A 20,827-nucleotide genomic window follows, 5' to 3' on the forward strand; every position below is an offset into this window, starting at 1 on the left:
TCAACAGTCCGCCACCGGCCGGCGGCTGGCGGCGACGCGGCCGGCAACAGCACCGCCCGGCAGTCCACATACGGCTCGACACGGGAGACCACCCTGAACACCGAACCGACGCAGCAGACCTCCTCCGCCGGCCCGATCACCGGGTGGTGGACCGAGGCAGCCATCTACCAGATCTATCCCCGCTCGTTCGCCGACTCCGACGGCGACGGGGTCGGCGACCTCCCGGGCATCACCGCCCGCCTCGACCACCTGGTCGAGCTGGGCGTGGACGCGGTGTGGCTCTCCCCGTTCTACCCGTCGCCGCAGGCCGACGCGGGCTACGACGTGGCCGACTACCGGGACGTCGACCCGCTGTTCGGCACCCTCGCCGACGCGGACAATCTGATCGCCGAGGCCCGCGCCCGCAGCCTTCGGGTGATCGTCGACCTGGTGCCGAACCACACCTCCTCGGCGCACCGCTGGTTCCAGGCCGCCCTGGCCGCCGCGCCGGGCAGCCCGGAGCGGGCCCGGTACATCTTCCGGGACGGCCTCGGCCCGGCCGGCGACCAGCCGCCCAACGACTGGCAGAGCGTCTTCGGCGGCCCCGCCTGGACGCGGACGACCGACCCGGACGGCCAGCCCGGCCAGTGGTACCTGCACCTGTTCGACACCGGCCAGCCGGACCTCAACTGGGACAACCCCGAGGTGCACGCGGAGTTCCTCGACGTGCTGCGGTTCTGGCTGGACCGCGGGGTCGACGGCTTCCGCGTCGACGTGGCGCACGGCCTCGTCAAGCAGGCCGACCTGGCCGACTGGCAGGACCCGCAGGAGATCCTCTCCGGCCAGGAGGTGGACAAGCCCCGCCCGCCGATGTGGGACCAGGACGGCGTACACGAGATCTACCGGCAGTGGCGGCAGGTCCTGGACAGCTACCCCGGCGAGCGGGTGCTCGTCGCCGAGGCGTGGGTGGAGCCGGCCGAGCGGCTGGCCCGCTACGTCCGCCCCGACGAGATGCACCAGGCGTTCAACTTCGAGTACCTGCTCGCCGCCTGGTCCGCTCCGGCCCAGTACGCGGTGATCACCCGCTCTCTGGAGGCGACCGATTCGGTAGGCGCGCCGACCACCTGGGTGCTGTCCAACCACGACGTCGTGCGGCACGCCTCCCGGCTCGGCCTGCCTGTCGGCACTCCCCGTCCCAACGGCATCGGTGTCGACGACCCGCAGCCGGACGCCGCGCTCGGCCTGCGCCGGGCCCGGGCGGCCACCCTGCTGATGCTCGCGCTGCCCGGCTCGGCGTACCTCTACCAGGGCGAGGAACTGGGCCTACCCGAGCACACCACGATGCCCGACGAGGCCCGGCAGGACCCGACCTGGGCGCGCAGCGGGCACACCCAGCGGGGCCGGGACGGCTGCCGAGTGCCAATCCCGTGGGAGGCCGACGCACCGTCGTACGGCTTCGGGCCCACCGACGCCAGTTGGCTGCCGCAACCGGCGTCCTGGGCGGAGTACGCGCTGGACCGGCAGCGCGACGTGCCCGGCTCGACGTACGAGCTGTACCGCACGGCGCTGCGTCTGCGCCGCGACCACGGGCTCGGTCGCGGCACCCTTGAGTGGTTGCCCGCGAACGACGAGGTGCTCGCCTTCCGCAACGCAGGGCTGACAGTGCTCACCAACTTCGGTGACGCTCCCGTGCCAGTGCCGGCCGGCGCCAAGGTGCTCACGTCCAGCGCACCGCTAGACGACAACGGCGGCGTCCCCACCGACGTAACAGTCTGGCTCCTAACCTAACCCCACCCCCCTCACCCCCGCGATCTTGCACTTTCGGTCGCCGGTATGGGCGGTTACACCCCCTATGTCGAGGCAGAAAGTGCAAGATCGCGGGGTGGGTGGGGTGGGGGGTGGGGTGGGGGCTAGAGGCGGTCTGCTCGGGTGTGGAGTAGGTCGTGGACGTTTTTGATGTCTTGCGGGGAGGTCCGGGAGGCCAGCCAGTACATGATGCCTGTGGGGATGAAGAAGAGCTGGAATGCGGCAAGCCCGACGGCGAAGTTCAACGGTGGGGGGAACGCGGCGCGCAGTCCCTGGAAGGCCACGCCTACCAGCCCGTTGCCGGCCGCCCGGCCGACACCGTTGACGAGGTTGCCGAGGCTGTAGACGGTGCCCCTGTGCTCGGGCGGGTTCACATCGGCGATCAGCGCGAACCAGTTCGGCGAGTTGGCCGAGGTCAACGCGAGCGCCACCACAGCGGTGAGCAGGCTCAACCCGACCGACGGTTCGGTGAACACACTGGACAGCACCGCGCCGATCACCGCGCCGCCGCCCGCGCCGTCCGGCACGTCGATGGTCACCGGCACGAAGAACAGCACCAGGTAGAACGGCACCGCGGCGAGGATGCCGACCGCCGCGACAAGTGCCCGACCCCTCGGGGTACGCCGTTGCAGCGCGTCGCCGACCAGCCCGCCGACGATGGAGAGCACCCCGCCGAGCTGGAACAGCGTGGCGAAGACGCTGCCCACCACCACAGCAGTCGACGCCGAGTAGCCCTGGGCTTCGGCCCGCTCGGCGAAGAGCACCGGCAGCCAGACCAGTGAGCCGAAGGCGGCCTGTGCGGTCAGGCCCTGCAGGATCAGCCACAGGTTGGTCCTCCGGGCCAGGATCCGCGGCAGGTCAGCCCGGCTGATCCGGTAGTCGTAGTCGGCGCCGGCGTCCAGCCTGTCGGCCAACTCCGGCTCGCTCTGGCCTCGCCGAATGTCGTAGGTGAACAGGTAGGCCATCGTGGCGGCCAGGCCCACACCTGTCAGCACCCAGAACGGCCGCCGCCAGTCGGCCGCGCCGAGCAACCCACCGACAAGCGTCCCGGCCAGGGTGCCGATCCCCTGGGACAGCCCCCAGAAGCTCATCACCAGCCCGCGTCGCGTCGGCGAGATCAGATCGGTGACGACCGAGAAGCCCACCGAACCGACCGCGCCGAGACCGATCGCCGCGACCAGTTGGGCGGTCAGGAAGGTCAGGTAACCGCCGGCGAGCGCGGTGCCGCCGGTGCCCGCCGCCCAGAGCAGCGTGCCCACCATCAGCAGCGGCTTGCGGTTGGTCCGGTCGCCGACGTACGCCCAACCGACCGCCGCCACCGCGCTGACCAGGAAGCTGGCCGCCGTGACGAGGCCCAGTAGCCGCCCCGACACGTCGAACGTGTCGGCGATCGGGCCGTACAGCGGCGGGACCAGCCCGATCGCCACGTTGTCCAGCGAGGCGAGCAGCACGAACACCACGACGCTGTACAACCGGTGCGCTCGGCCACCGCCCCAACCGTGCGGGCGCTGGCCGAGCTGCCCCCGGCCGGGGTCTGGCCCGCCACTGGTCACGGTCATGACCGGCAGCCAACCAGACTCCGCTGAGGGGGTCGTCACGTGGGTGGCAGTCGTCGGTCACCCACGCCTGCGGGTCAGCGGCGGTCCAGGACCAGGCCCCGAGCGGCGGCGTACTGCTCACGGACCGCCGGGACAGGCTCGGCGGCGTACTCCTCGGTGCCCTCGACCGCCCAGACCGGCGGTGTCGGACCGCCCAGGGCGACCCAGGCGGCCTGGCGTGCGGCGCCGTCGGCGACGTACTCGCCGGGTGGTGGGACGACCACCGGGCAGCCGAAGACCTGCGGCGCGATTCGACGGACCGCAGCCGACCGGGCTCCGCCGCCGACCAGGATGACCCGGCGGGCGACCGCACCCTGCGCGGTCAGCGCGTCGAGGCCGTCGGCGAGCGCGCAGAGCATCCCCTCCACGGCGGCGCGGGCCAGGTGCGCCGGTGTCGAGGTGCGCAGGGTCAACCCGTGCACCGCGCCGGTGGCCAGCGGCCGGTTGGGCGTGCGTTCACCCTCCAGGTAGGGCACCATGACCAGCCCGTCCGCCCCGGCCGGCGCGGAGAGCGCCAGCTCGGCCAGTTGGTCGAGGTTGACGCCGAGCATCGCGGCGGCGGCGTCCAACACTCGGGCGGCGTTGAGCGTGGCGACAAGCGGCAGGAAGCGACCGGACGCGTCGGCGAAGCCTGCCACCGCGCCGCTCTCGTCGGAGGCCGGCACGTCGGCGACGCTGAACACGGTGCCGGAGGTGCCGATCGAGACGACCACGTCACCCGGGCCGGCACCGACACCGAGAGCGGCGGCGGCGTTGTCGCCGGTGCCCGCGCCCAGCAGCGCGCCGCCCGACCCACCCAGGTGGTCGGCAAGCTTCCCCGCCGACTCCGCCGGGCCGAGCACCTCGGGCAGCACCACCTGCCGGCCGAAGCCCCGCTCCAGCAGGTCGAGCCGGTAGTTGCCGGTGGCCGGCGACCAGTAGCTGGTGCCGCTGGCGTCACCCCGGTCGGTACGCAGCGCGCCCAACCCCGGTGCGCCGGCCAGCCGCCAGGTCAGCCAGTCGTGCGGCAGGCAGACGGCCGCCACTTGGGCTGCCCGCTCCGGCTCGTGTGTGGCAAGCCACCGCAGCTTGGTGAGGGTGAAGCTGGCCACCGGCACACTGCCGGTGGCCTCGGCCCAGAATCGGCGCCCGGCCGCGCCGCCGCCGGCCTCCTCGATCAGGTCGGCGGCGGCGTCGGCGGAGCGGGTGTCGTTCCACAGCAGGGCCGGGCGGACCACCCGGCCGGCCTCGTCGAGGCAGACCATGCCGTGCTGCTGGCCGGCGACGGAGACCGCCGCGACGTCGGCAAGCCCACCGGCCTGGTCGGCGGCGCTGCGCAGCGCCTGCCACCAGGCTTCCGGGTCGACCTCGGTGCCGTCGGGGTGCGGCGCCCGGCCCTGCCGGAGCAGGACACCGGTCTCCGCGTCCCGGATGACCACCTTGCAGGACTGGGTGGACGAGTCAACGCCCGCGACCAGCGGCATGGCCGGGCCTCAGCGGGCGCCGAGCAGGTGCTCGACGGCGAGCTGGTTGAGCCGGACGAACCCGAAGCCCCGGGCGGCCACCGCGTCCACGTCGAAGTCCTCGAACGCGGACCGGTCGGCGCGCAGGCCCTCGTAGCCCTCACCCGCGTCGAGCGTCGGGGTGCTCAGCTCGCCGACCTTGCTGGCGGCCAGCGCCTCGATCACCTCGGGGTCGGCGCGGAACGCCGCGGCCCGCTCCTTGAGCAGGAGGTAGGTGGCCATGTTGGCGGCCGCCGACGCCCACACCCCGTCCATGTCCTCGGTGCGGGAGGGCTTGTAGTCGAAGTGCCGGGGGCCGTCGTAGGTCGGGCCGCCGTTGGGGCCGCCGTTCTCCAGCAGGTCCACGAGCGCGAACGCGTTCATCAGGTCGCCGTGGCCGAAGACCAGGTCCTGGTCGTACTTGATGCCGCGCTGGCCGTTGAGGTCCAGGTGGAACAGCTTGCCCTGCCAGAGCGCCTGGGCGATGCCGTGGGCGTAGTTGAGCCCGGCCATCTGCTCGTGGCCGACCTCCGGGTTGAGACCGACCATGTCCGGGTGTTGGAGCTGGGAGATGAAGGCGAGCGCGTGCCCGACAGTCGGCAGCAGGATGTCGCCGCGCGGCTCGTTGGGCTTGGGCTCCAGCGCGAAGCGCAGGTTGTAGCCCTGGTCGATGACGTACTGGGTGAGCAGGTCGACGGCCTCGCGGTAGCGGTCCAGGGCGGCGCGGACGTCCTTGGCGACGTCGTACTCGGAGCCCTCCCGGCCGCCCCACATCACGAACGTGCTCGCGCCCAGCTCGGCGGCCAGGTCGACGTTGCGCAGCACCTTGCGCAGCGCGTAGCGGCGGACGTCGCGGTCGTTGCTGGTGAAGCCGCCGTCCTTGAAGACGGGGTGGGTGAAGAGGTTGGTGGTCACCATCGGCACCACGAGGCCGGTCTCGTCGAGGGCCTTGCGGAACCGGGCGATGTGCTGGTCCCGGGTGGCGGCGTCGACGCCGAACGGGATCAGGTCGTCGTCGTGGAAGGTGACGCCGTACGCGCCCAGCTCGGCGAGCCGGTGCACGGCCTCGACCGGGTCGAGCTCGGGGCGCGTCGCGTCGCCGAACGGATCACGGGCCTGCCAGCCCACCGTCCAGAGCCCGAAGGAGAACTTGTCGGCGGGGGTGGGGCGTGGTGCCATGAGGACCTCCGGGTGGTGGTGGAGTGCGCGGTTTCGCTATTTGTTCAGCGATTGAATTATTTGCCCACCATATGGCACTGTCAAGGGGTGAGCCTCACCCACTCCCCGGTCGGCGCCGTACGCCAGGGCAGCCTGCGCGAACTCAATCTCGCCCTCGTGCTCGGTCGTATCGCGGCTGCCGACCGCCCCCCGTCCCGCGCCGACCTGGCCACGGCCACCGGCCTGACCCGGGCGACCGTTTCCGCTGTGGTCGAGGACCTGCTCGCCGGCCAACTGGTGAGCGAGGCCGACCCGGCGCCCCGAGCCGGCGCCGGCCGTCCGGCCCGCGGGCTGGTCCTGGCCGACCAGGGGCCGGCGGGACTCGGCCTGGAGGTCAACGTCGACTATCTGGCGGTGTGCGTGGTCGACTTCGCCGGCCAGGTGCGACACCGCACCGTGCACCGCGCCGACCTGCGCCCGGTGGCACCCGCCGACGCCCTGGCCAAGCTCGTCGAGTTGGCCGGGCAGGCCCGCCTCCACGCCGCCCAGCAGGGCCTCACACTGGCCGGGGCCGCGCTCGCCGTGCCCGGCCTGGTGGACGACGCCGGGGTGGTCCGGCTCGCGCCGAACCTCGGCTGGCGGGACGTACCGGTGCCGGCGCTGCTGGGTGCGCACCCGCCGCTTACCGAACAGGTGCCCGGCGTACCGGCGCTGGTGGTGGACAACGAGGCAAACCTCGCCGCGCTCGGCGAACTGCACTGCCGACCTCCCGGTCCGGCCAGCTTCCTGCACATCTCCGGCGAGGTGGGCATCGGCGCGGGCATCGTGCTGGACGGCGCGCTGTTCCGGGGCGTCCGGGGTTGGAGCGGTGAGATCGGGCATTTCCCGGTCGACCCGCAGGGGGTTCCGTGCCGCTGCGGCGGGCGGGGCTGCCTGGAGCAGTACGCAGGCCAGGAGGCGATCGTGGCAGCCGCCGGGCTGGCCCGGGCGGAGCTTCCGGCGGACACCGGCACCGCGCGGCTGGCGGAGTTGGCGGAGGCCGGCGACCCGGACGCGCTGCGGGCGCTGCGCGACGCCGGTACGGCGCTCGGTGTCGCGGTGGCGAGCGTTGTCAACCTGCTGGACCTGGACACCGTGGTGCTCGGCGGAGGGTACGCCCCGCTGGCGCCCTGGCTGTGCCCTCCGGTGCTCGCCGAGATCGCCGGCCGGGTGCTCACCGCCGCCTGGTCACCGGTCACGGTCCGACCGTCGATCCTCGGCCCGGAGGCCGCCGTGGTGGGTGCCGCCGGGTCGGTGGTCCGCCACATCGTCGGCCGCCCCGCCGGCTGGCTGACCCGCACCGCCTGACCACCGGCCCGCGCTCTGGGTGCCTGTCAGTGGGGCTCGGTACGCTTGCCGTCAGGCAACGATCCCCGGGCAAGGAGTGCAGGAGCAGCATGCGCACAGGGCGTCAGACGCGGGCCGGCGTCGGACGATGAGCACGACCCAATGGGGCGGCAACGCCGGCCCGGTCAGCGACGAGGGGCAGGCGTCCCACCGACCTGCCAGCCCGCCCACCGGCGGTCCACTTCCGGCCGACTCGCCGTTGGCACGCGAGCTGCTCGACGGGCTCGCCGAGGCCGTCGTGACGACCGACGAGTCCAGCCGGGTCACACTTGTCAACGCCATGGCGGCGGAGCTGCTCCCGGAAATCGTCGCGGGCACCGAGCTGTCCGGGTGCCCGGTCGCGGCACTGGCCCGGGCGGTCACCGACGGCACCGAGCGATTCGACGCCGAGCACCGTGGCCGGCAGCTACGCGGCTTCCGGCGACAGCTCTCCGGCAGCCGGTACGCCTGGTACGTCCGGGACGTCACCGAGGAGCACGCCCGCACCGAGGCCCTGCTGGCCGAGCGCTCCCGCACCGCGTTCCTCGCGCAGGCCGGCAGCCGGCTCGGGCTCTCCCTGCACCGGGACCAAGCCCTGCGGACCACCACTACCCTCGCCGTGCCGTACCTGGCCGATGCCGCCATCGCGCTGCACCGCCCGCTCGCGCCGGCCGAGCAGCACCCCCGCTGGACCCGGTACGTCGAGGGCGGGCCTGCCCCCGTCACCGGTCGTGCCGCGCCGGAGTTGACCGCCATCGTCCCCGGCCTCGCCGAGACGCTCGACGGCGACCTCACCGAACCGAGTCCGTGGCGGGACGTCGAGCCCGACGACCTGGCGGCCGTGCTGCCGCCCGAATTCGGCCGACCGGGCGCCGCGCTGCTCTGCCCGATGCTCGGCGCCGGCGGCCCGGCCGGCGCCCTGCTGCTGATCCGCCGGGACGGGCGGGCCGGGTTCGACGCGCGCGACGTCGAGCTTGCCCGCGAGTTCGCCGCACGGGCCGGGGCGGCACTGGCGACCGCCGAGCTGTACGGCGAACAGGCCCACCTCGCTCGGGTGTTGCAGACGAGCCTGCTCCCGCCGGAGCTGCCGACGGTGCCCGGCGTGAGCATCGCCGGGGGCTATCGGGCCGCCGGTGACACGCTGCGCATCGGCGGCGACTTCTACGAAGTGTTTCCGCACTCGCGCGGCGCGCTGTTCGCGCTCGGCGACGTCTGCGGCAAGGGCGTCGGCGCGGCCGTGCTGACCGGCCGGGTCCGCCAGTCGTTGCAGACGTTGCGGCTGGTCGAGCAGCGCCCGCTGGAGCTGATCTACCTCCTCAACCGAGCCCTGTTCGACACACCCGACGCGGCGCGGCGCGGTCAGTTCACCACCCTGCTGCTGGGCTCGCTGGAGCGCGGGCCGGCCGGGGTGGACATCCGGATCAGCGGCGGCGGCCACCCGGCGCCGCTGCTGGTCACCGGCACCGGCTCGGTCACCCCGGTCCCGGTCGGCGGGATGCCTGTCGGCGCGTTTGCCGATGCCCGGTTCGTCGACACCCGTGTGCACCTCGACCCGGGTGACCTGCTGCTCGCGTACACCGACGGGGTGACCCAGGCGCGGGGTGGTCCGTTCGCCGGCGAGATGTTCGGCGAGCACCGGCTGCGCGCCGCGCTCGCCTCGGCAGCCGGTCTGCCGCCCGCCGTGCTTGTCGACAGGCTGCTCCAGTTGGTGGACGAATGGCTGGGCGGGCAGGCCCAGGACGACATCGCCATGCTGGCGGTGTGCGCGTCGACACCGGCGTGATCGGCGAGGTTGGGCAGACGGCGTACCACCGGGGTCGGGCCGACGATCGGTCGGATCAGGCTGTTCGCGCCACCGGAGGCTCGCCCGTGGGCCACTCGTGCGGGCTGCCCACCGGCCGCTCGGTGGCGGTCGGCCCGCTCTGCCGCATCGTGCGGGACGGCCGGTCGGGGTCCGCCGACCAGTCCCTCGGTCGTCCGGTGGGACGGTCCGGATCCCCCGGCCCGCGTGGCTCGTCGGCGTCGTCCGGCCAGTCGCTGTCGCTCGGCCAGTCGCCGCGCCCGCGCGGCTGGCCCCCGTCGTCCGGCGTCGACATGCTCTGCGTCCGCTGCCGGCGGGCGGCCTCGTCGAAATCCCGAATTCCGCGCAGCAGCGCGGTGCGACCTGCCGGGCTCATCCCGGCCAGAACGGCGGCGAGCCGCGCCTGGCGGTCCGCCCGCAGCTCCGCGAGGAGCCGACGGGCCTCCGGGGTGAGGTGCAGGGAGATCTCGCGCCTGTCGAAGCGGCCCGGCTCGCGCTCCAGCATGCCCGCGGCGACAAGCCTGTCGCAGAGCCGGCTGGCGGAGCTGAGCAGCATGTCCAACCGGTTGGACAGCCGGCGCAGGTTGATCCCGTCGTGGTGCTCGACCACCATCACCGCACGTAACTGGACGCCGGACAGCCGGTTGGCGGTCGCCTCCCGGGCGGAATCCCACACGCTCAGCAATGCACCGGCCGCCGCGTCCAACGCGGCAGCCATACTCGTCTCGGGGTCCGGTGGACCGGGCAGTTCGGCCATGGTGGCCCGAGACTACTCCGAACCCGCTGGTGGTCGAGCTTGAGCAAGGAGCCCCCTGATGAACGAACCGGTCAATCGGGCACGACGTACCCTTAACGAGACACCAGCCGACCGACTCGTGAGCGGGGTCGCACGGGTGCTCGCCGAGGCGTACGGGATCAGCGAGGCCGAGCTGTACCAGGTCGACTACCGGCTCTCGGAGTTGCTTCCCCTCACTGAGGGTGAGCCCCTGCGAGGTGCCGGGCACCCCGCCTGGCGCGCTTTCGACCACCAGTCACCCCTGCGCGTCGACGACACCGCGTGGTTGCCGGTCAGCATGCGCGGCGAGCGCCGGGGTGTGCTGCGCCTGGCGCCGGTGCCCGACGATCCGACGGTCCTCGGCGACCTTGCCGAGATCGCCACCGCGCTCGCCCACGAGTTGGACGCCGTGTCCCCCGGCACCGACGTCTACCGTGCCGCACGGCGCAGCCAACGACTCACCCTCGCCGCCGAGATGCAGTGGGACCTGCTGCCCGGCCGCAGCCGGATCCGGCCGTCGTTCAGCCTGGCCGGGCAGTTGGAGCCGGCGTACGCGGTGCGGGGCGACAGCTTCGACTGGTCCGACGACGGGCAGCGGCTCTGGCTGTCCACAGTCAACGGCACCGGGGAGGGTGTCGCGGCATCCCTGCTCACCTCGCTGGCCACCCACGCGCTGCGCAACGCCCGCCGTGCCGGGCTGGGCCTCGCCGACCAGGCGGCCCTCGCCGACCAGGCCCTCTACGACGAGTACCGGGGCAAGCGGCACCTGTCCGCCCTACTGCTGGAGTTGGAACTCCGGACCGGGACGATGACGGTTGTGGACGCGGGCTCGCCACGGCTGGTCCTGCTGCGCGGCGGGGAGGTCACCGAGCAGCCGCTGGAGGCGCAGTTCCCGCTCGGCATGTTCGAGGCGACCGACTACCACGAGCAGACGTTCACGCTTGAGCGCGGCGACCGGCTGTTCGTGGTCAGCGACGGGGTGGTGGACGCCACCGGGCACGAGGTGCGCTACGGCGAGACGGCACTCGACCGGTTCCTGCGCCGGACCGGCCCGATGGAGCCGCTGGACGCCGTCCGCTCGCTGCTCGGTGACCTGCGCGCGTTCGTGGCCGGCGACCTGATCGACGACGCCGTGGTGGTCTGCCTCGACTGGTTGGGCCCGCAGGCGTGACAGGCGCCTGTCCGTGACCGGCGCAGGTTAATACGCGCCGCGGCTGTTCAGCACCGCGCCGAAGGTCTTCCAGAGGATGGTGAGGTCGGCGGCGAGGGACCAGTTCTCCACGTAGTAGAGATCGAGTCGAATGCCGTCCTCCCAGCTCAGGTCGGAGCGCCCGCTTACCTGCCACAACCCGGTCATGCCCGGCTTGACAAGCAGCCGGCGGGCGACGTCGCCGTCGTAGCGGGCCACCTCCGAGGGCAGCGGCGGGCGCGGCCCGACCAGGCTCATCTGGCCCAGCAGCACGTTTACCAGCTGCGGCAGCTCGTCCAGCGACCACTTGCGCAGCAACCGGCCGACCCGGGTGACCCGGGGGTCGTCGCGCATCTTGAACATGAGGCCGTCGGTCTCGTTGCTTGTGGCCAACTCGGCGAGCATCGCGTCGGCGTTCACCACCATGGTCCGGAACTTGAAGACACCGAATTCCTTGCCGCCCCGGCCGACCCGGACCTGCCGGAACAGCACAGGACCCCGGCTGTCCAGTTTGATGGCCAGTGCGATGACCCCGATCAGGGGCAACAGCAACAGCAGGGCGAACGACGACACCGACCGGTCGACGAACCCCTTTACCAATTTGCGCGCACCGCGGAACTCGGGCGCCTCGACGTGGATCAGCGGCAGCCCGGCGACCGGACGGGTGTGGATCCGAGGGCCGGCCACGTCGGTGAGCGCGGGCGCCACGACGAGGTCGACGCCTGTGCCCTCCAACTGCCAACCGAGCCGGCGCAGACGGGCGGCGGTCAGCTCGCCGGAGGCGGTCACGGCGACCGTGTCCGCGCCGATCGCTGTGGCCGCCTCCGGAATGCCCCGGAACGACCCCACCACAGGCACGTCACCGAGCCGCTGCGCCACCGGCGCCAACAGCGCGTCCGGGATGCACGCGCCAACCACCTGATAGCCGGCGTACGGCTCCCGGCGCAGGGTGTGCACCAACTCCAGAACGTGGGCGGTGTCGCCGACCACAAGAACCTTGCGGGACCAGCCGAACCCTCGGGAGCGGGCCCGGTGCAGGCGTTTGCGGGCAGCGAACCGGGCCACTTCCAGCCCGACGGTGCCCACCGCGAAGGAGATGCCGAGGAAACCCCGGGAGACGCCGACGTCGGCGATGTATCCGGCGATGGCTATCGCACCGGCCAGTCGCAGGCTCGCCGAGTTGACCCGCCGGTACTCGTCCGCCCCGTAGCCGATCACCCGGTCGTCGTAGCAACCGAGCGCCTTGAGCGAGACCAGCCAGGCGAGGACCAACCCCGGCGCCACAAGCACGTACGGGATCTTCGAGCCGCTCGGCTCCTCGTCACCGAACCGGGCGACGTACCCGACGAGCAGGGCGATGGTGAGGATGGCGGTGTCCAGCACCACCAGGACGCGGACGTAGGCCCGTTCGTCGGCGCGGGCGACCAGCCCGGATGGACGGCCGTCCGGCTTCGGCGGCGTGCTGGCGGGAGGCATCAGTGTCGTCGCGATCACTGGCACTCCCCACTCTGCTCAGGCGGACCCTGGCCGACTGGTCACGTCGAGACGGACCGAGGGCCGGAGCAACCCGGGGCGGACCGACAATGCCGGGACACGTCGACATCCTGCCCTGGTAACTATGGCCACCGATTGCTTCCGACGTATTGCCGTCACTTTTCCTCGACTCCGTGGCGACGCAAGGAGCCCGCCGTACCGCATCAGCGGTCCGGCGGGCTCCGTGTGCTGTGCCTCGGCTCAGCGCGGCGCCGGTGGGCGGCGGGCGATGGCGCTGAGGAAGATGCTGCCGATCTCACTCGGGTCCTTGGTGACGAAGACATCGCCGCCGGTGACCTTGGTGATCGACTCCAACTCGGCCTTGCTGACGCCCTCACCGATACCGATCATGATGACCTGCACCGGTCGCTCCGGGTCGGCGATCTGCTTCAGCTTGGCCAGCAACTGCTGCTGGTTGAGGCCGTTGTCGTCCTCGTTCTTGCCGTCGGTGAACAGCACGATCGAGTTGACGCGGCCGGGCTGCCAGTCCTCCTGGACCGCCTGGTACGCGGCGAGCATGGTGTCGTAGAGGCCTGTGTCACCGTCGGAGGGCTTGATGGTGCCGAGCGCCGCCTCGAGCTGACCCCGCTGGCCGGAGAGCGGGCCGATGGGGACCAACTCCCGGTAGTCCCGGTTTCCCACGAGCCGTGTGGAGAAGGTCCAGAGGCCGATCGACCAGGAGTCGTCGAAGAGGCCGAGACCGCGACGCGCCGCGTCCACGGTGACCTCCTCCCGGCTGCGCTTGTTGGCGCTGGGCACCTCTTCCTTCATCGAGCCGGAGACGTCGATGACGCAGAGCATCCGGCCGGACTGTGTGGCGATCGACCAACTGGAGACGACACGCTGGATCGCGGCCGGGTCCAGGCCGCCTGCCGCCGTGCCGCCGGTCGCCGGCGCGGACGACGCGCCGCCGGACGGGCTCGGGGCGCCCTGTGGCGCGTTGAAGCCGGCGCCCCAGTTGCCGTCCGGCCCGCGCAGCGCCTGCGCCGCCAGCCGGTCCCGGAACTTGGGGGCGGTGAGCAGCTCGAACAGCACCTTGGCCGCCGCCGCCTTGCTCGGCTCGATGCCGGGCAGCACCGCGTACGGGTAGTCGAGCGGCATCGGCGCCGGCTCCATGTAGAGCGCGGCGAGCGGCACCGGCGGCTGCTTGCTGTTGTAGGCGATCACGTCTTCCTCGGACAGCGCCGCCGCACCGAGGCCGCTCGCGATGGAGGTCGGGTCCGTGGCGGTCGGGAAGCGTGCCACCAGGTCGCTGCGCAGTGACGACCGGCCCGTGGCCAGCGCCCGCAGCGCACCGACGGTGTTGCGCTGGGTGTCACCACCTGCCGCGCTGGCGGCCGCCGTCAGCGAGAGCAGACCGGACAGGCCTGCCGCGTCCCGGGTGGGCTCGACGATGCCGGTACGAAGCGGCTTGCTGCTGTTGACCTGCTTGAGGAGGTCTGCCCAGGTGAACTTCGCGTTGGGCCAGCCCAGCCGGGCGGCCACCGGCTCCGGCATCGCGACGACGACGGGGCTGCGGGCGATCGAGGCGCCGTTGGTCGGGGCGAACGCTGTCGCGTCCTTCTTGAGCCGCAGCAGCCAGGTCGAGGAGTCCGGCACCCAGACGTCGGGGGTGACGGCCGTGCCGCTTGCCTGCCCGACACCGGCCAGGACGGCGCCGTGCTTGGCGGCCACCACGGCCGCCACGTCGACCGGGTCGGACGCCGAGACATCGACGCGGATGCAGGTGGGGCCGACCGCAGCACCGTCCTTGACCCATTGCGACGCGGCGGCGTCCACAGCGGGTGCCAGCTCGGAGGCGACCGCCACGGCGAGTCGAATCTCACCGGAGCAGCTCGGCTGGATCAACTCCTTGTAGCCGAACCAGACGCCAGTGGTCACGACGAGGACCGTCGCCGTGACTCCGGCGGCGGCGAGGTGGAGTTTCGAACGCATGCGATGGCGGCCTGCTGACACGCTGACCATCTTGCGTATTAGATGCCGTCTCTGCCACAACCGTTCGGACTAAAGTTACGCAGGAGAAACAGTTGATCACCGTTTAGCAACACAGAGTGACGAAGCCGCCCCGAGCCGTTGTCAAACCAGCATCGTTCTCACATCTCGCTCGGCGACACATCGACTCACGGCAGTACGCATGTCGGGCTCGGCACCGCCACGGGCTCGCCGACCGGCGCCGGAATGCCTGTGCTCGCGTCCAGCCGGAAGACCCGCACCATGTCCGCCCGCTCGTCGGCGACGTAGAGATGCTCCCCGACAAGCGCGAAGTGCCGGGGCCACTCACCACCGGTGTCCACTTCGGCGACCAGCTCGGGCGGCTCCCCGGCAAGATTGAAGACCGCGATGGTGCCCACACCACGATTGGCGACATAGAGGAAACGGCCGTCCGGGCCGACCGCGACCTCCGACGGCTGGACGTGGCCGGTCCGCTCGCTCGCCTCGACCCGACCGCGCTGGTGCAGCGCCCCGTCGTCGGTCAGCTCGTACGCGGTGACCGAGGCGTCCAGCTCGCCGACCAGATAGCAGCGCTGTCCGTCGGGGTGACGGGCCAGGTGCCGCGGCCCGGTGCCCGGCGTGGTCCGCACCCGTGGCCCCCGCGGCGTCAACCGCCCACTGGCGCCGTCCAGGTCGTACCGGTAGACCGAGTCGGTCCCGAGATCCACCGCGAGCAGCGGCCCTCGGCCCGGCCCCGGCGAAACCATGTGGGTGTGCGCCCGGTCCTGGCGCTCCGGGTCGGGACCGTGCCCCTCGTGCACCACGAGGTCGGTGCGCTCGCCGGGCACGCCCTGCGCGTCGAGCGGGAAGACCGCGACGCTGCCACCGCCGTAGTTCGCCGCGACCAGGTGCCCGCCGTCGGGTAGCACCGCCAGGTGGCAGGGCTCGGCACCGCCTGTCGAGTGGCTGCCGAGCGGATCCAACGCGCCGTCGGGCCCGACCCGCCAGGCGCTGATCGCCCCGTCGGTCACCTCGTTCACCGCGTAGAGCACCGGCTCGCTGGGGTGCCGCACCAGGAACGAGGGGGACGCGGTGACCGCCGCGGTGCCCAGCGGGGTCAGCGCCCCGGTGGCCGGGTCCCGGAGGGCTGCGACGATGCCGCTGCCCCGCCCACCGCTGTGCGCGGTGTAACCCCCGATGTGGACGATCTCGCCCTGACCAGTCACGTCCCACCCCTTTGCCGGCATCCTCGGTTGATCCAACCAGAGCTGCCCACGATGTCGGCCCGCTAACCAGGTTTCCGGCGATCGTCTGCCCCCAGCGCGGGCTCGCGACGATGTCGCCACCCCGGGCGGCAGCGGTCAGGCGGCAGGCACCGGCTCACCACGCTGGCGTGCCACGTGCTCGACCAGGGAGATCAACACCAGCTTGCCGGACTGCCGGTCCCGGGCGTCGCAGAGCACCATCGGCACATCCGGATCCAGGTCAAGCGCCCGGCGTACGGTCTCCAGGTCAAACCGACGGGTGTCGTCGAAGCAGTTCACGCCCACCACGAACGGGATGCCGCGCTGCTCGAAGTAGTCGATGGACGGGAAGCAGTCGGCCAACCGCCGGGTGTCGGCGAGCACCACCGCGCCGAGCGCGCCGAAGGCCAGCTCGTCCCAGAGGAACCAGAACCGGTCCTGGCCCGGGGTGCCGAACAGATAGACCTGCAGGTCGTCGTTGATGGTGATCCGGCCGAAGTCCATCGCCACAGTGGTGGTCGACTTGCTCTCCACCCCGGAGAGGTCGTCGGTGCCGATCCCGGCCCCGGTCAGCACCTCCTCGGTCTGCAACGGGCGGACCTCGCTCAACGCGCTCACAAGCGTCGTCTTACCGGCCCCGAAGCCCCCGGCGATGAGGATCTTCAGTGCCAGCGGGATGGTGGTGCGAGTGCCCGCATGGTCATAGCGCACGGAGTCCACTGACCACCGCCTTGAGGATGTCGTCGTCGGGAGGATTGCCGTCGGCCGGCGGCTCGTGCACCGCGACCAGGCCCTGAGCGAGAAGATCACCGAGCAGCACCCGAATCACCCCGACCGCGAGGTCCATCTCGGAGGCCAACTCGGCCACCGAGATGGGCCGACTGGCGAGCGCGACAAGCCGCCGATGCTCCGGGAGCAGCTGCGGGTGGGCCGCCGGGTCGAGGTCCGCGCCGGCCAACACGAACGCGACCAGGTCGAAACCGACGGCGGAGCGTACCCGGCCGCCGGTGAGCGTGTACGGGCGCACGACCGGGCCCGCGTCGCCGTCCAGCCACTCGTGCTGGGGCCCGGGCGGTTCAGCCCGCGTCACCGGCACCCGCCGACGGTCGGGCCGGCGCGCTGAGGGTCTCCCCCACGCGGATGACAAGCATCGCCATCTCGTATGCGACAAGGCCGATGTCCGCGTCCGCGTCGCTGACGACCGCCAGGCAGGCACCCTGCCCGGCGGCGGTGACGAAGAGGTACGCCGACTCCATCTCGACCACGGTCTGCCGAACCGGACCACCGTCCACGTGTCGGCTCGCGCCTCGGGCCAGGCTGGAGAAGCCGGCGGCGAGCGCGCAGAGGTGCTCGGCGTCGGAGCGATCCAGCTCGGTCGAGGAGCCGAGCAGCAGCCCGTCGGCGGAGAGCACCACCGCCTCCCGGGCGGCCGGCACCCGTTGCACAAGCTCGTCGAGCAACCAGTCGAGGCTGGCGCCCTGCTTCGTCGTTTGCCGCACTAGGCGTCCCTCTCAGTCTCGGTCGGACGTTCGGTGGTGTCCCGGTCCGCTCCGGCGCGGTCGGTAGGAGCCGCCGGGGCCGCAGGGTTCGCCGGGACGGTCGCGGCAGTCGAGGTCACGGGCGGAACCGAACCAGCAGCCCCTCGCGGGGCGGCCGAGGTCGGGGGGAGGCCGGTGGCCCGGCCACGGGCGGTGCCGGCCTGCAGTGCCGCCATGATTCGGCGAACCTCCTCCGGCGACCGGGGTGTCGGCGCGTCGGTGGCCGTCGACCGGGGTACGGCGGTGGGGGTACGCCGTCGCACCCGGCGGGGCAGACCGTCCAGGTCGTCCGCCGTCTCGTCCGAGGACGGCGTCACCTCGGCACCAGAACCGTCGCCGGGGTGGCGGGCAGCGCCGGGCACATCGACGGCTAGCGCGCTCGTGGGCTCTGGTGCCGCCGCCGAGGTGGCGGGCAGTGCCGCCGGAGGGCGGTTGCGGCTGGGCCGGGGCACGGTGGCCCGGCGGACGGGCCGGGCCAGTCGCCGCTCGCCCGAGGCGGCGGGTGCAGCAGCGGGGTCGTGCCCGGCCGGTGGCTCGGCGGTCACCAGGTCGCCGGGGACCAGCACCACGGCTGTCACCCCGCTCTCCCTGCCGGGGCGCAGCCGTACGCGTACCGCGTGCCGGGCCGCCAGCCGGGCCACCACGAACAGGCCGAGTCGGGCGCTCTGGGTCGGGTCGAACTCGGGTGACGTGGCCAGCCGGGTGTTGGCGCTCTCCAGTGCCGCCTCGGACATCCCCAGCCCCTGGTCGGTGATCTCCAGGGCGTACCCGTTTGCCACCTGCTGCCCCGTCACGGTGACCCGGGTGTCCGGCGGCGAGAAGGCTGTGGCGTTCTCGATCAGCTCGGCGAGCAGGTGGATGATGTCGCCGACCGCCCGGCCCAGCACGCCGGCCGGCTGCACGGCCGTGATGTCCACCCGGTCGTACGCCTCGACCTCGGAGATCGCGCCGCGAACCAGGTCGACCATCGCGACCGGGTTGCGCCACCCCCGGCCCGGCGCGGAGCCGGCGAGGATGACCAGGTCCTCGGCGTGCCGGCGGAGGCGGGTGGCGAGATGGTCGACCTGGAACAGTTCGGCCAGCTCGTCCGGGTCATCGGCGCGTCGCTCCATCCGGTCCAGCAGGTGCAGCTGCCGGTGCACCAGCCCCTGGCTGCGCCGGGCGATGTTGAGGAACACCTCGTTGAGGCCCCGGCGCAGGGTGACCTCGTCCACCGCGGCCTGGACGGCGGTGCGCTGCACCTTGGTGAAGGCCCGCCCGACCTCGCCGATCTCGTCGTCGCCGTACTCCAGGGGTGGCGCCTCCCGCGCGACGTCGACAAGCTCGCCGCGGCGCAGCCGGGTCACCACGTCCGGCAGGCGGTGCTCGGCCAGCTCAAGCGCTGCGGTACGGACCCCACTGAGGCGCCGGACCAGCGTGCGGCCGACACGCACCGCCACAAGCACCGAGACCACCACTGCGACGAGCCCGAGCAGACCGGCGGCGGCCAGCCGGAGCAGGATCCGGACGGCCATCGGCACCGAGCGGTCGGTGAGCCCGTCGGCCTCGGCCAGCTCGAAGTCGCGGAGCTGCTGCTGCACCGTGTCGTGGCTCGCCTGCCAACTGGCCGCGTCCACAGGTGGCCGGCCGGTGCGGTCGGCCACGAGCAACGCGTCCTGCATGGTGCGCAGCCGGGTGAACGCCTCGGTCTCGGTCAACCGCTGGTACGCGATTCGGCCGGACGCGGGCAGGTCGGCGACCGCGCTCTCGGCGAGCCACCGCTGGTTGCCGATGGCCTGCGCGAGTTGGGTGTGCTCGCCCTCGGCGAACCGGCCGGCGGCAAGTGCGCCGGCCAGCAGGGCGTCCGCCTGGCCGAGCAGTTCCCGGGAGCGGCCCAGCGCGGTGAGCGCCAGCGCCTGCCGGTTGATGCCGGGATCGCTGAGGCTCGCCATTCCCGCGAACGCCTGGAAGGCCGACGAGACCATGCCGCTGTAGAGGCCGATGGCTCCGGCCCGGTCCAGCTTGCGGTCGTCGATGAAGCCCCGGCCGCTGGGCAGCGCCGCCAGGGCGGTCAGCAGCTGGTCGACGCGGGCGTCGAGCAGGTCGTCGCCGGCGTCGCGCAGTTGCTCCCCGCTGGCCCGGCGGCGCAGTTCGGCCACCGCGCGGTCGGTGCGCTCCCGCTGCTCGGCGAGGGCGGGCAGCTCGGTGGTGCCGGCGAGCTGCACCACCGACAACCTGCGTTCCCGTTGCAGCTCCGTGACCACCGTCTCGCCGGGGCGGCCCAGGTCGTAGAGCAGGGTACGCGCGGAGAGCAGGTCCAGGGCGGGGCCGAAGGTGAGCGTGGTCGCGAATATCCACAGCGCCAGCAGCGCGGTCACCGGTGCGACGACCAACGCGGTCAGCTTCGAGCGGATCGGCCAGTCGCGGGTTCTCATCAGACCTCGCCCGTCAAGGGGTGGCAGGAGGGGCGCCGGCACCGCCGGGCAACGCGCTCGCCGGGTGCGCACCCGACCGTCCAGGTCGGGCACCGGCGCGGGCGCCTTGGGCAGGATACGTAATCGTGCGCCGTTGCACTACCGCCCGTCGCACGGACATCGACGCTCCGGAATCCGGACATCGACGCTGCGGAACGCGACCCCGGCCGGCCTCTCAGAGCCCGCCATCTCGCACAACCTGGAACGAGTCAAGTCTTGGCCGAAGGGCTGGCCGGTGACCTTCGTCATCACCACGCCCGAAAACACCCCCGCTGGGCGAAGCCAGCCACGGATCGGCGCGGAAAGTGCCTCGGATCGGGATTGGCGATCAGTACGCGGAGGGAATACCAGGTAGCGAAGGAGGAGCCCATGTCGTCCACGCAGATAATCGTCATCGTCATCGTCGTGCTGGTGATCGTCGCAGCACTGGCCGTGGCCGCCCGGTCGGTAAGCCGCCGCCGCCAACTGCAGAGCCGGTTCGGGCCGGAGTACGACCGCATGGTCCAGGAGCAGGACAGCCGGTCCGCCGCCGAGCGCGAACTGCGCGATCGGGAACGCCGGCACGCCGAACTCACGCTCACCCCACTCAGCCCGGAGTCGCGGGCCCACTACGCAGCAGCCTGGGAAGAGCTTCAGATCCGCTTCATCGACTCGCCCGGCGAGACCGTTGGCGACGCGGACGAACTCGTCACCCGACTCATCGAGGAGCAGGGCTACCCGACTGGGGACTTCTCCGACCAGATCGCCCATCTCTCCGTCGAACACGCCCGCACGCTCACCAACTACCGGGACGCGCACGAGATCCACCTGCGCAACTCCCGGGGCGAGGCCAGCACCGAAGAACTGCGCCAGGCGGTCGTGCACTACCGGGCTCTCTTCGCCGATCTGCTCGGCGAAGAGCCGGTCGGCCAGCACGCACCCGAGCAGCACCACCCGGACACTCCGCACGACGCCACGAGCCGCTGAGGAGGCCAT

The 20,827-nt window shown here is 72.4% G+C and carries 16 protein-coding genes; 5 read left to right on the forward strand and 11 right to left on the reverse strand.

Features of this window, described 5'->3' with window-relative positions:
• The first annotated feature begins 93 nt into the window (after positions 1 to 93).
• Positions 94 to 1,767, forward strand: a complete 1,674-nt coding sequence (locus tag ACFY2Q_RS25960) for an alpha-amylase family glycosyl hydrolase (RefSeq protein ID WP_387134581.1) — start codon at positions 94 to 96, stop codon at positions 1,765 to 1,767.
• 122 nt (positions 1,768 to 1,889) lie between these two features.
• On the opposite strand, the gene ACFY2Q_RS25965 is transcribed toward ACFY2Q_RS25960, so the two are convergent.
• From ACFY2Q_RS25965 to xylA, 3 genes are all read right to left on the reverse strand, one after another.
• Complete coding sequence (locus ACFY2Q_RS25965; protein WP_387134471.1) at positions 1,890 to 3,344, reverse strand: MFS transporter; 1,455 nt, start codon at positions 3,342 to 3,344, stop codon at positions 1,890 to 1,892.
• 74 nt (positions 3,345 to 3,418) lie between these two features.
• The gene (gene xylB, locus ACFY2Q_RS25970; protein WP_387134474.1) at positions 3,419 to 4,846 is read right to left on the reverse strand and encodes a xylulokinase; all 1,428 of its coding nucleotides are present in this window, start codon (positions 4,844 to 4,846) and stop codon (positions 3,419 to 3,421) included.
• A gap of 9 nt (positions 4,847 to 4,855) precedes the next feature.
• On the reverse strand, positions 4,856 to 6,043 hold the full coding sequence (gene xylA / locus ACFY2Q_RS25975) for a xylose isomerase (protein ID WP_387134476.1): 1,188 nt from the start codon (positions 6,041 to 6,043) through the stop codon (positions 4,856 to 4,858).
• Positions 6,044 to 6,130: 87 nt separating this feature from the next.
• Between xylA and ACFY2Q_RS25980 the strand changes: the two genes are divergently transcribed.
• Both ACFY2Q_RS25980 and ACFY2Q_RS25985 read left to right on the forward strand, forming a co-directional pair.
• Positions 6,131 to 7,369, forward strand: coding sequence for an ROK family protein (locus ACFY2Q_RS25980; protein WP_387134478.1), 1,239 nt, complete (start codon positions 6,131 to 6,133; stop codon positions 7,367 to 7,369).
• A gap of 127 nt (positions 7,370 to 7,496) precedes the next feature.
• Positions 7,497 to 9,170 (forward strand): SpoIIE family protein phosphatase, encoded by a 1,674-nt coding sequence (locus tag ACFY2Q_RS25985; protein WP_387134481.1) that lies wholly within the window; start codon positions 7,497 to 7,499, stop codon positions 9,168 to 9,170.
• Positions 9,171 to 9,225: 55 nt separating this feature from the next.
• Here ACFY2Q_RS25985 and ACFY2Q_RS25990 read toward each other — a convergent pair whose 3' ends face one another.
• Complete coding sequence (locus ACFY2Q_RS25990; protein WP_387134484.1) at positions 9,226 to 9,945, reverse strand: MarR family winged helix-turn-helix transcriptional regulator; 720 nt, start codon at positions 9,943 to 9,945, stop codon at positions 9,226 to 9,228.
• Between the two features lie 58 nt (positions 9,946 to 10,003).
• On the opposite strand from ACFY2Q_RS25990, the gene ACFY2Q_RS25995 reads away from it, so the two are divergent.
• A complete protein-coding gene (locus ACFY2Q_RS25995; RefSeq protein WP_387134487.1) occupies positions 10,004 to 11,134 on the forward strand; it encodes a PP2C family protein-serine/threonine phosphatase in 1,131 nt (376 codons plus the stop codon).
• Between the two features lie 27 nt (positions 11,135 to 11,161).
• On the opposite strand, the gene ACFY2Q_RS26000 is transcribed toward ACFY2Q_RS25995, so the two are convergent.
• The 7 genes from ACFY2Q_RS26000 to ACFY2Q_RS26030 form a co-directional block, all read right to left on the reverse strand.
• Complete coding sequence (locus ACFY2Q_RS26000) at positions 11,162 to 12,628, reverse strand: sugar transferase (protein WP_387134584.1); 1,467 nt, start codon at positions 12,626 to 12,628, stop codon at positions 11,162 to 11,164.
• Positions 12,629 to 12,886: 258 nt separating this feature from the next.
• Positions 12,887 to 14,641 carry a substrate-binding domain-containing protein gene (locus tag ACFY2Q_RS26005; RefSeq protein ID WP_387134490.1) on the reverse strand — a complete coding sequence of 585 codons (1,755 nt, stop codon included), beginning with the start codon at positions 14,639 to 14,641 and terminating at the stop codon, positions 12,887 to 12,889.
• Between the two features lie 164 nt (positions 14,642 to 14,805).
• Positions 14,806 to 15,843, reverse strand: coding sequence for a lactonase family protein (locus ACFY2Q_RS26010; protein ID WP_387134492.1), 1,038 nt, complete (start codon positions 15,841 to 15,843; stop codon positions 14,806 to 14,808).
• A gap of 135 nt (positions 15,844 to 15,978) precedes the next feature.
• Positions 15,979 to 16,581, reverse strand: coding sequence for an ATP/GTP-binding protein (locus ACFY2Q_RS26015; protein ID WP_387134494.1), 603 nt, complete (start codon positions 16,579 to 16,581; stop codon positions 15,979 to 15,981).
• The gene (locus ACFY2Q_RS26020; RefSeq protein ID WP_387134497.1) at positions 16,562 to 16,951 is read right to left on the reverse strand and encodes a DUF742 domain-containing protein; all 390 of its coding nucleotides are present in this window, start codon (positions 16,949 to 16,951) and stop codon (positions 16,562 to 16,564) included. The genes ACFY2Q_RS26015 and ACFY2Q_RS26020 overlap by 20 nt, the downstream gene beginning before the upstream one ends.
• Positions 16,938 to 17,360, reverse strand: coding sequence for a roadblock/LC7 domain-containing protein (locus tag ACFY2Q_RS26025; RefSeq protein WP_387134499.1), 423 nt, complete (start codon positions 17,358 to 17,360; stop codon positions 16,938 to 16,940). The genes ACFY2Q_RS26020 and ACFY2Q_RS26025 overlap by 14 nt, the downstream gene beginning before the upstream one ends.
• Positions 17,360 to 19,813: a nitrate- and nitrite sensing domain-containing protein gene (locus ACFY2Q_RS26030; RefSeq protein ID WP_387134502.1), complete on the reverse strand. Its 2,454-nt coding sequence runs from the start codon at positions 19,811 to 19,813 to the stop codon at positions 17,360 to 17,362. The genes ACFY2Q_RS26025 and ACFY2Q_RS26030 overlap by 1 nt, the downstream gene beginning before the upstream one ends.
• A gap of 408 nt (positions 19,814 to 20,221) precedes the next feature.
• Here ACFY2Q_RS26030 and ACFY2Q_RS26035 point away from each other — a divergent pair, with 408 nt between their 5' ends.
• On the forward strand, positions 20,222 to 20,818 hold the full coding sequence (locus tag ACFY2Q_RS26035) for a hypothetical protein (protein ID WP_387134504.1): 597 nt from the start codon (positions 20,222 to 20,224) through the stop codon (positions 20,816 to 20,818).
• The last annotated feature ends 9 nt before the right edge of the window (positions 20,819 to 20,827 follow it).

It is taken from the genome of Micromonospora sp. NPDC000316, assembly GCF_042898885.1.
GTDB lineage: Bacteria > Actinomycetota > Actinomycetes > Mycobacteriales > Micromonosporaceae > Micromonospora.

Bases quoted from the DNA above. Each gene is read 5' to 3' on its own strand.
- ACFY2Q_RS25990 (WP_387134484.1), bottom strand. From the start codon at position 9,945: ATGGCCGAACTGCCCGGTCCACCGGACCCCGAGACGAGTATGGCTGCC.
- xylA (WP_387134476.1), bottom strand. From the start codon at position 6,043: ATGGCACCACGCCCCACCCCCGCCGACAAGTTCTCCTTCGGGCTCTGG.
- ACFY2Q_RS26000 (WP_387134584.1), bottom strand. From the start codon at position 12,628: ATGCCTCCCGCCAGCACGCCGCCGAAGCCGGACGGCCGTCCATCCGGG.
- ACFY2Q_RS25985 (WP_387134481.1), top strand. From the start codon at position 7,497: ATGAGCACGACCCAATGGGGCGGCAACGCCGGCCCGGTCAGCGACGAG.
- ACFY2Q_RS26035 (WP_387134504.1), top strand. From the start codon at position 20,222: ATGTCGTCCACGCAGATAATCGTCATCGTCATCGTCGTGCTGGTGATC.
- ACFY2Q_RS25995 (WP_387134487.1), top strand. From the start codon at position 10,004: ATGAACGAACCGGTCAATCGGGCACGACGTACCCTTAACGAGACACCA.
- ACFY2Q_RS26030 (WP_387134502.1), bottom strand. From the start codon at position 19,813: ATGAGAACCCGCGACTGGCCGATCCGCTCGAAGCTGACCGCGTTGGTC.
- ACFY2Q_RS25965 (WP_387134471.1), bottom strand. From the start codon at position 3,344: ATGACCGTGACCAGTGGCGGGCCAGACCCCGGCCGGGGGCAGCTCGGC.
- xylB (WP_387134474.1), bottom strand. From the start codon at position 4,846: ATGCCGCTGGTCGCGGGCGTTGACTCGTCCACCCAGTCCTGCAAGGTG.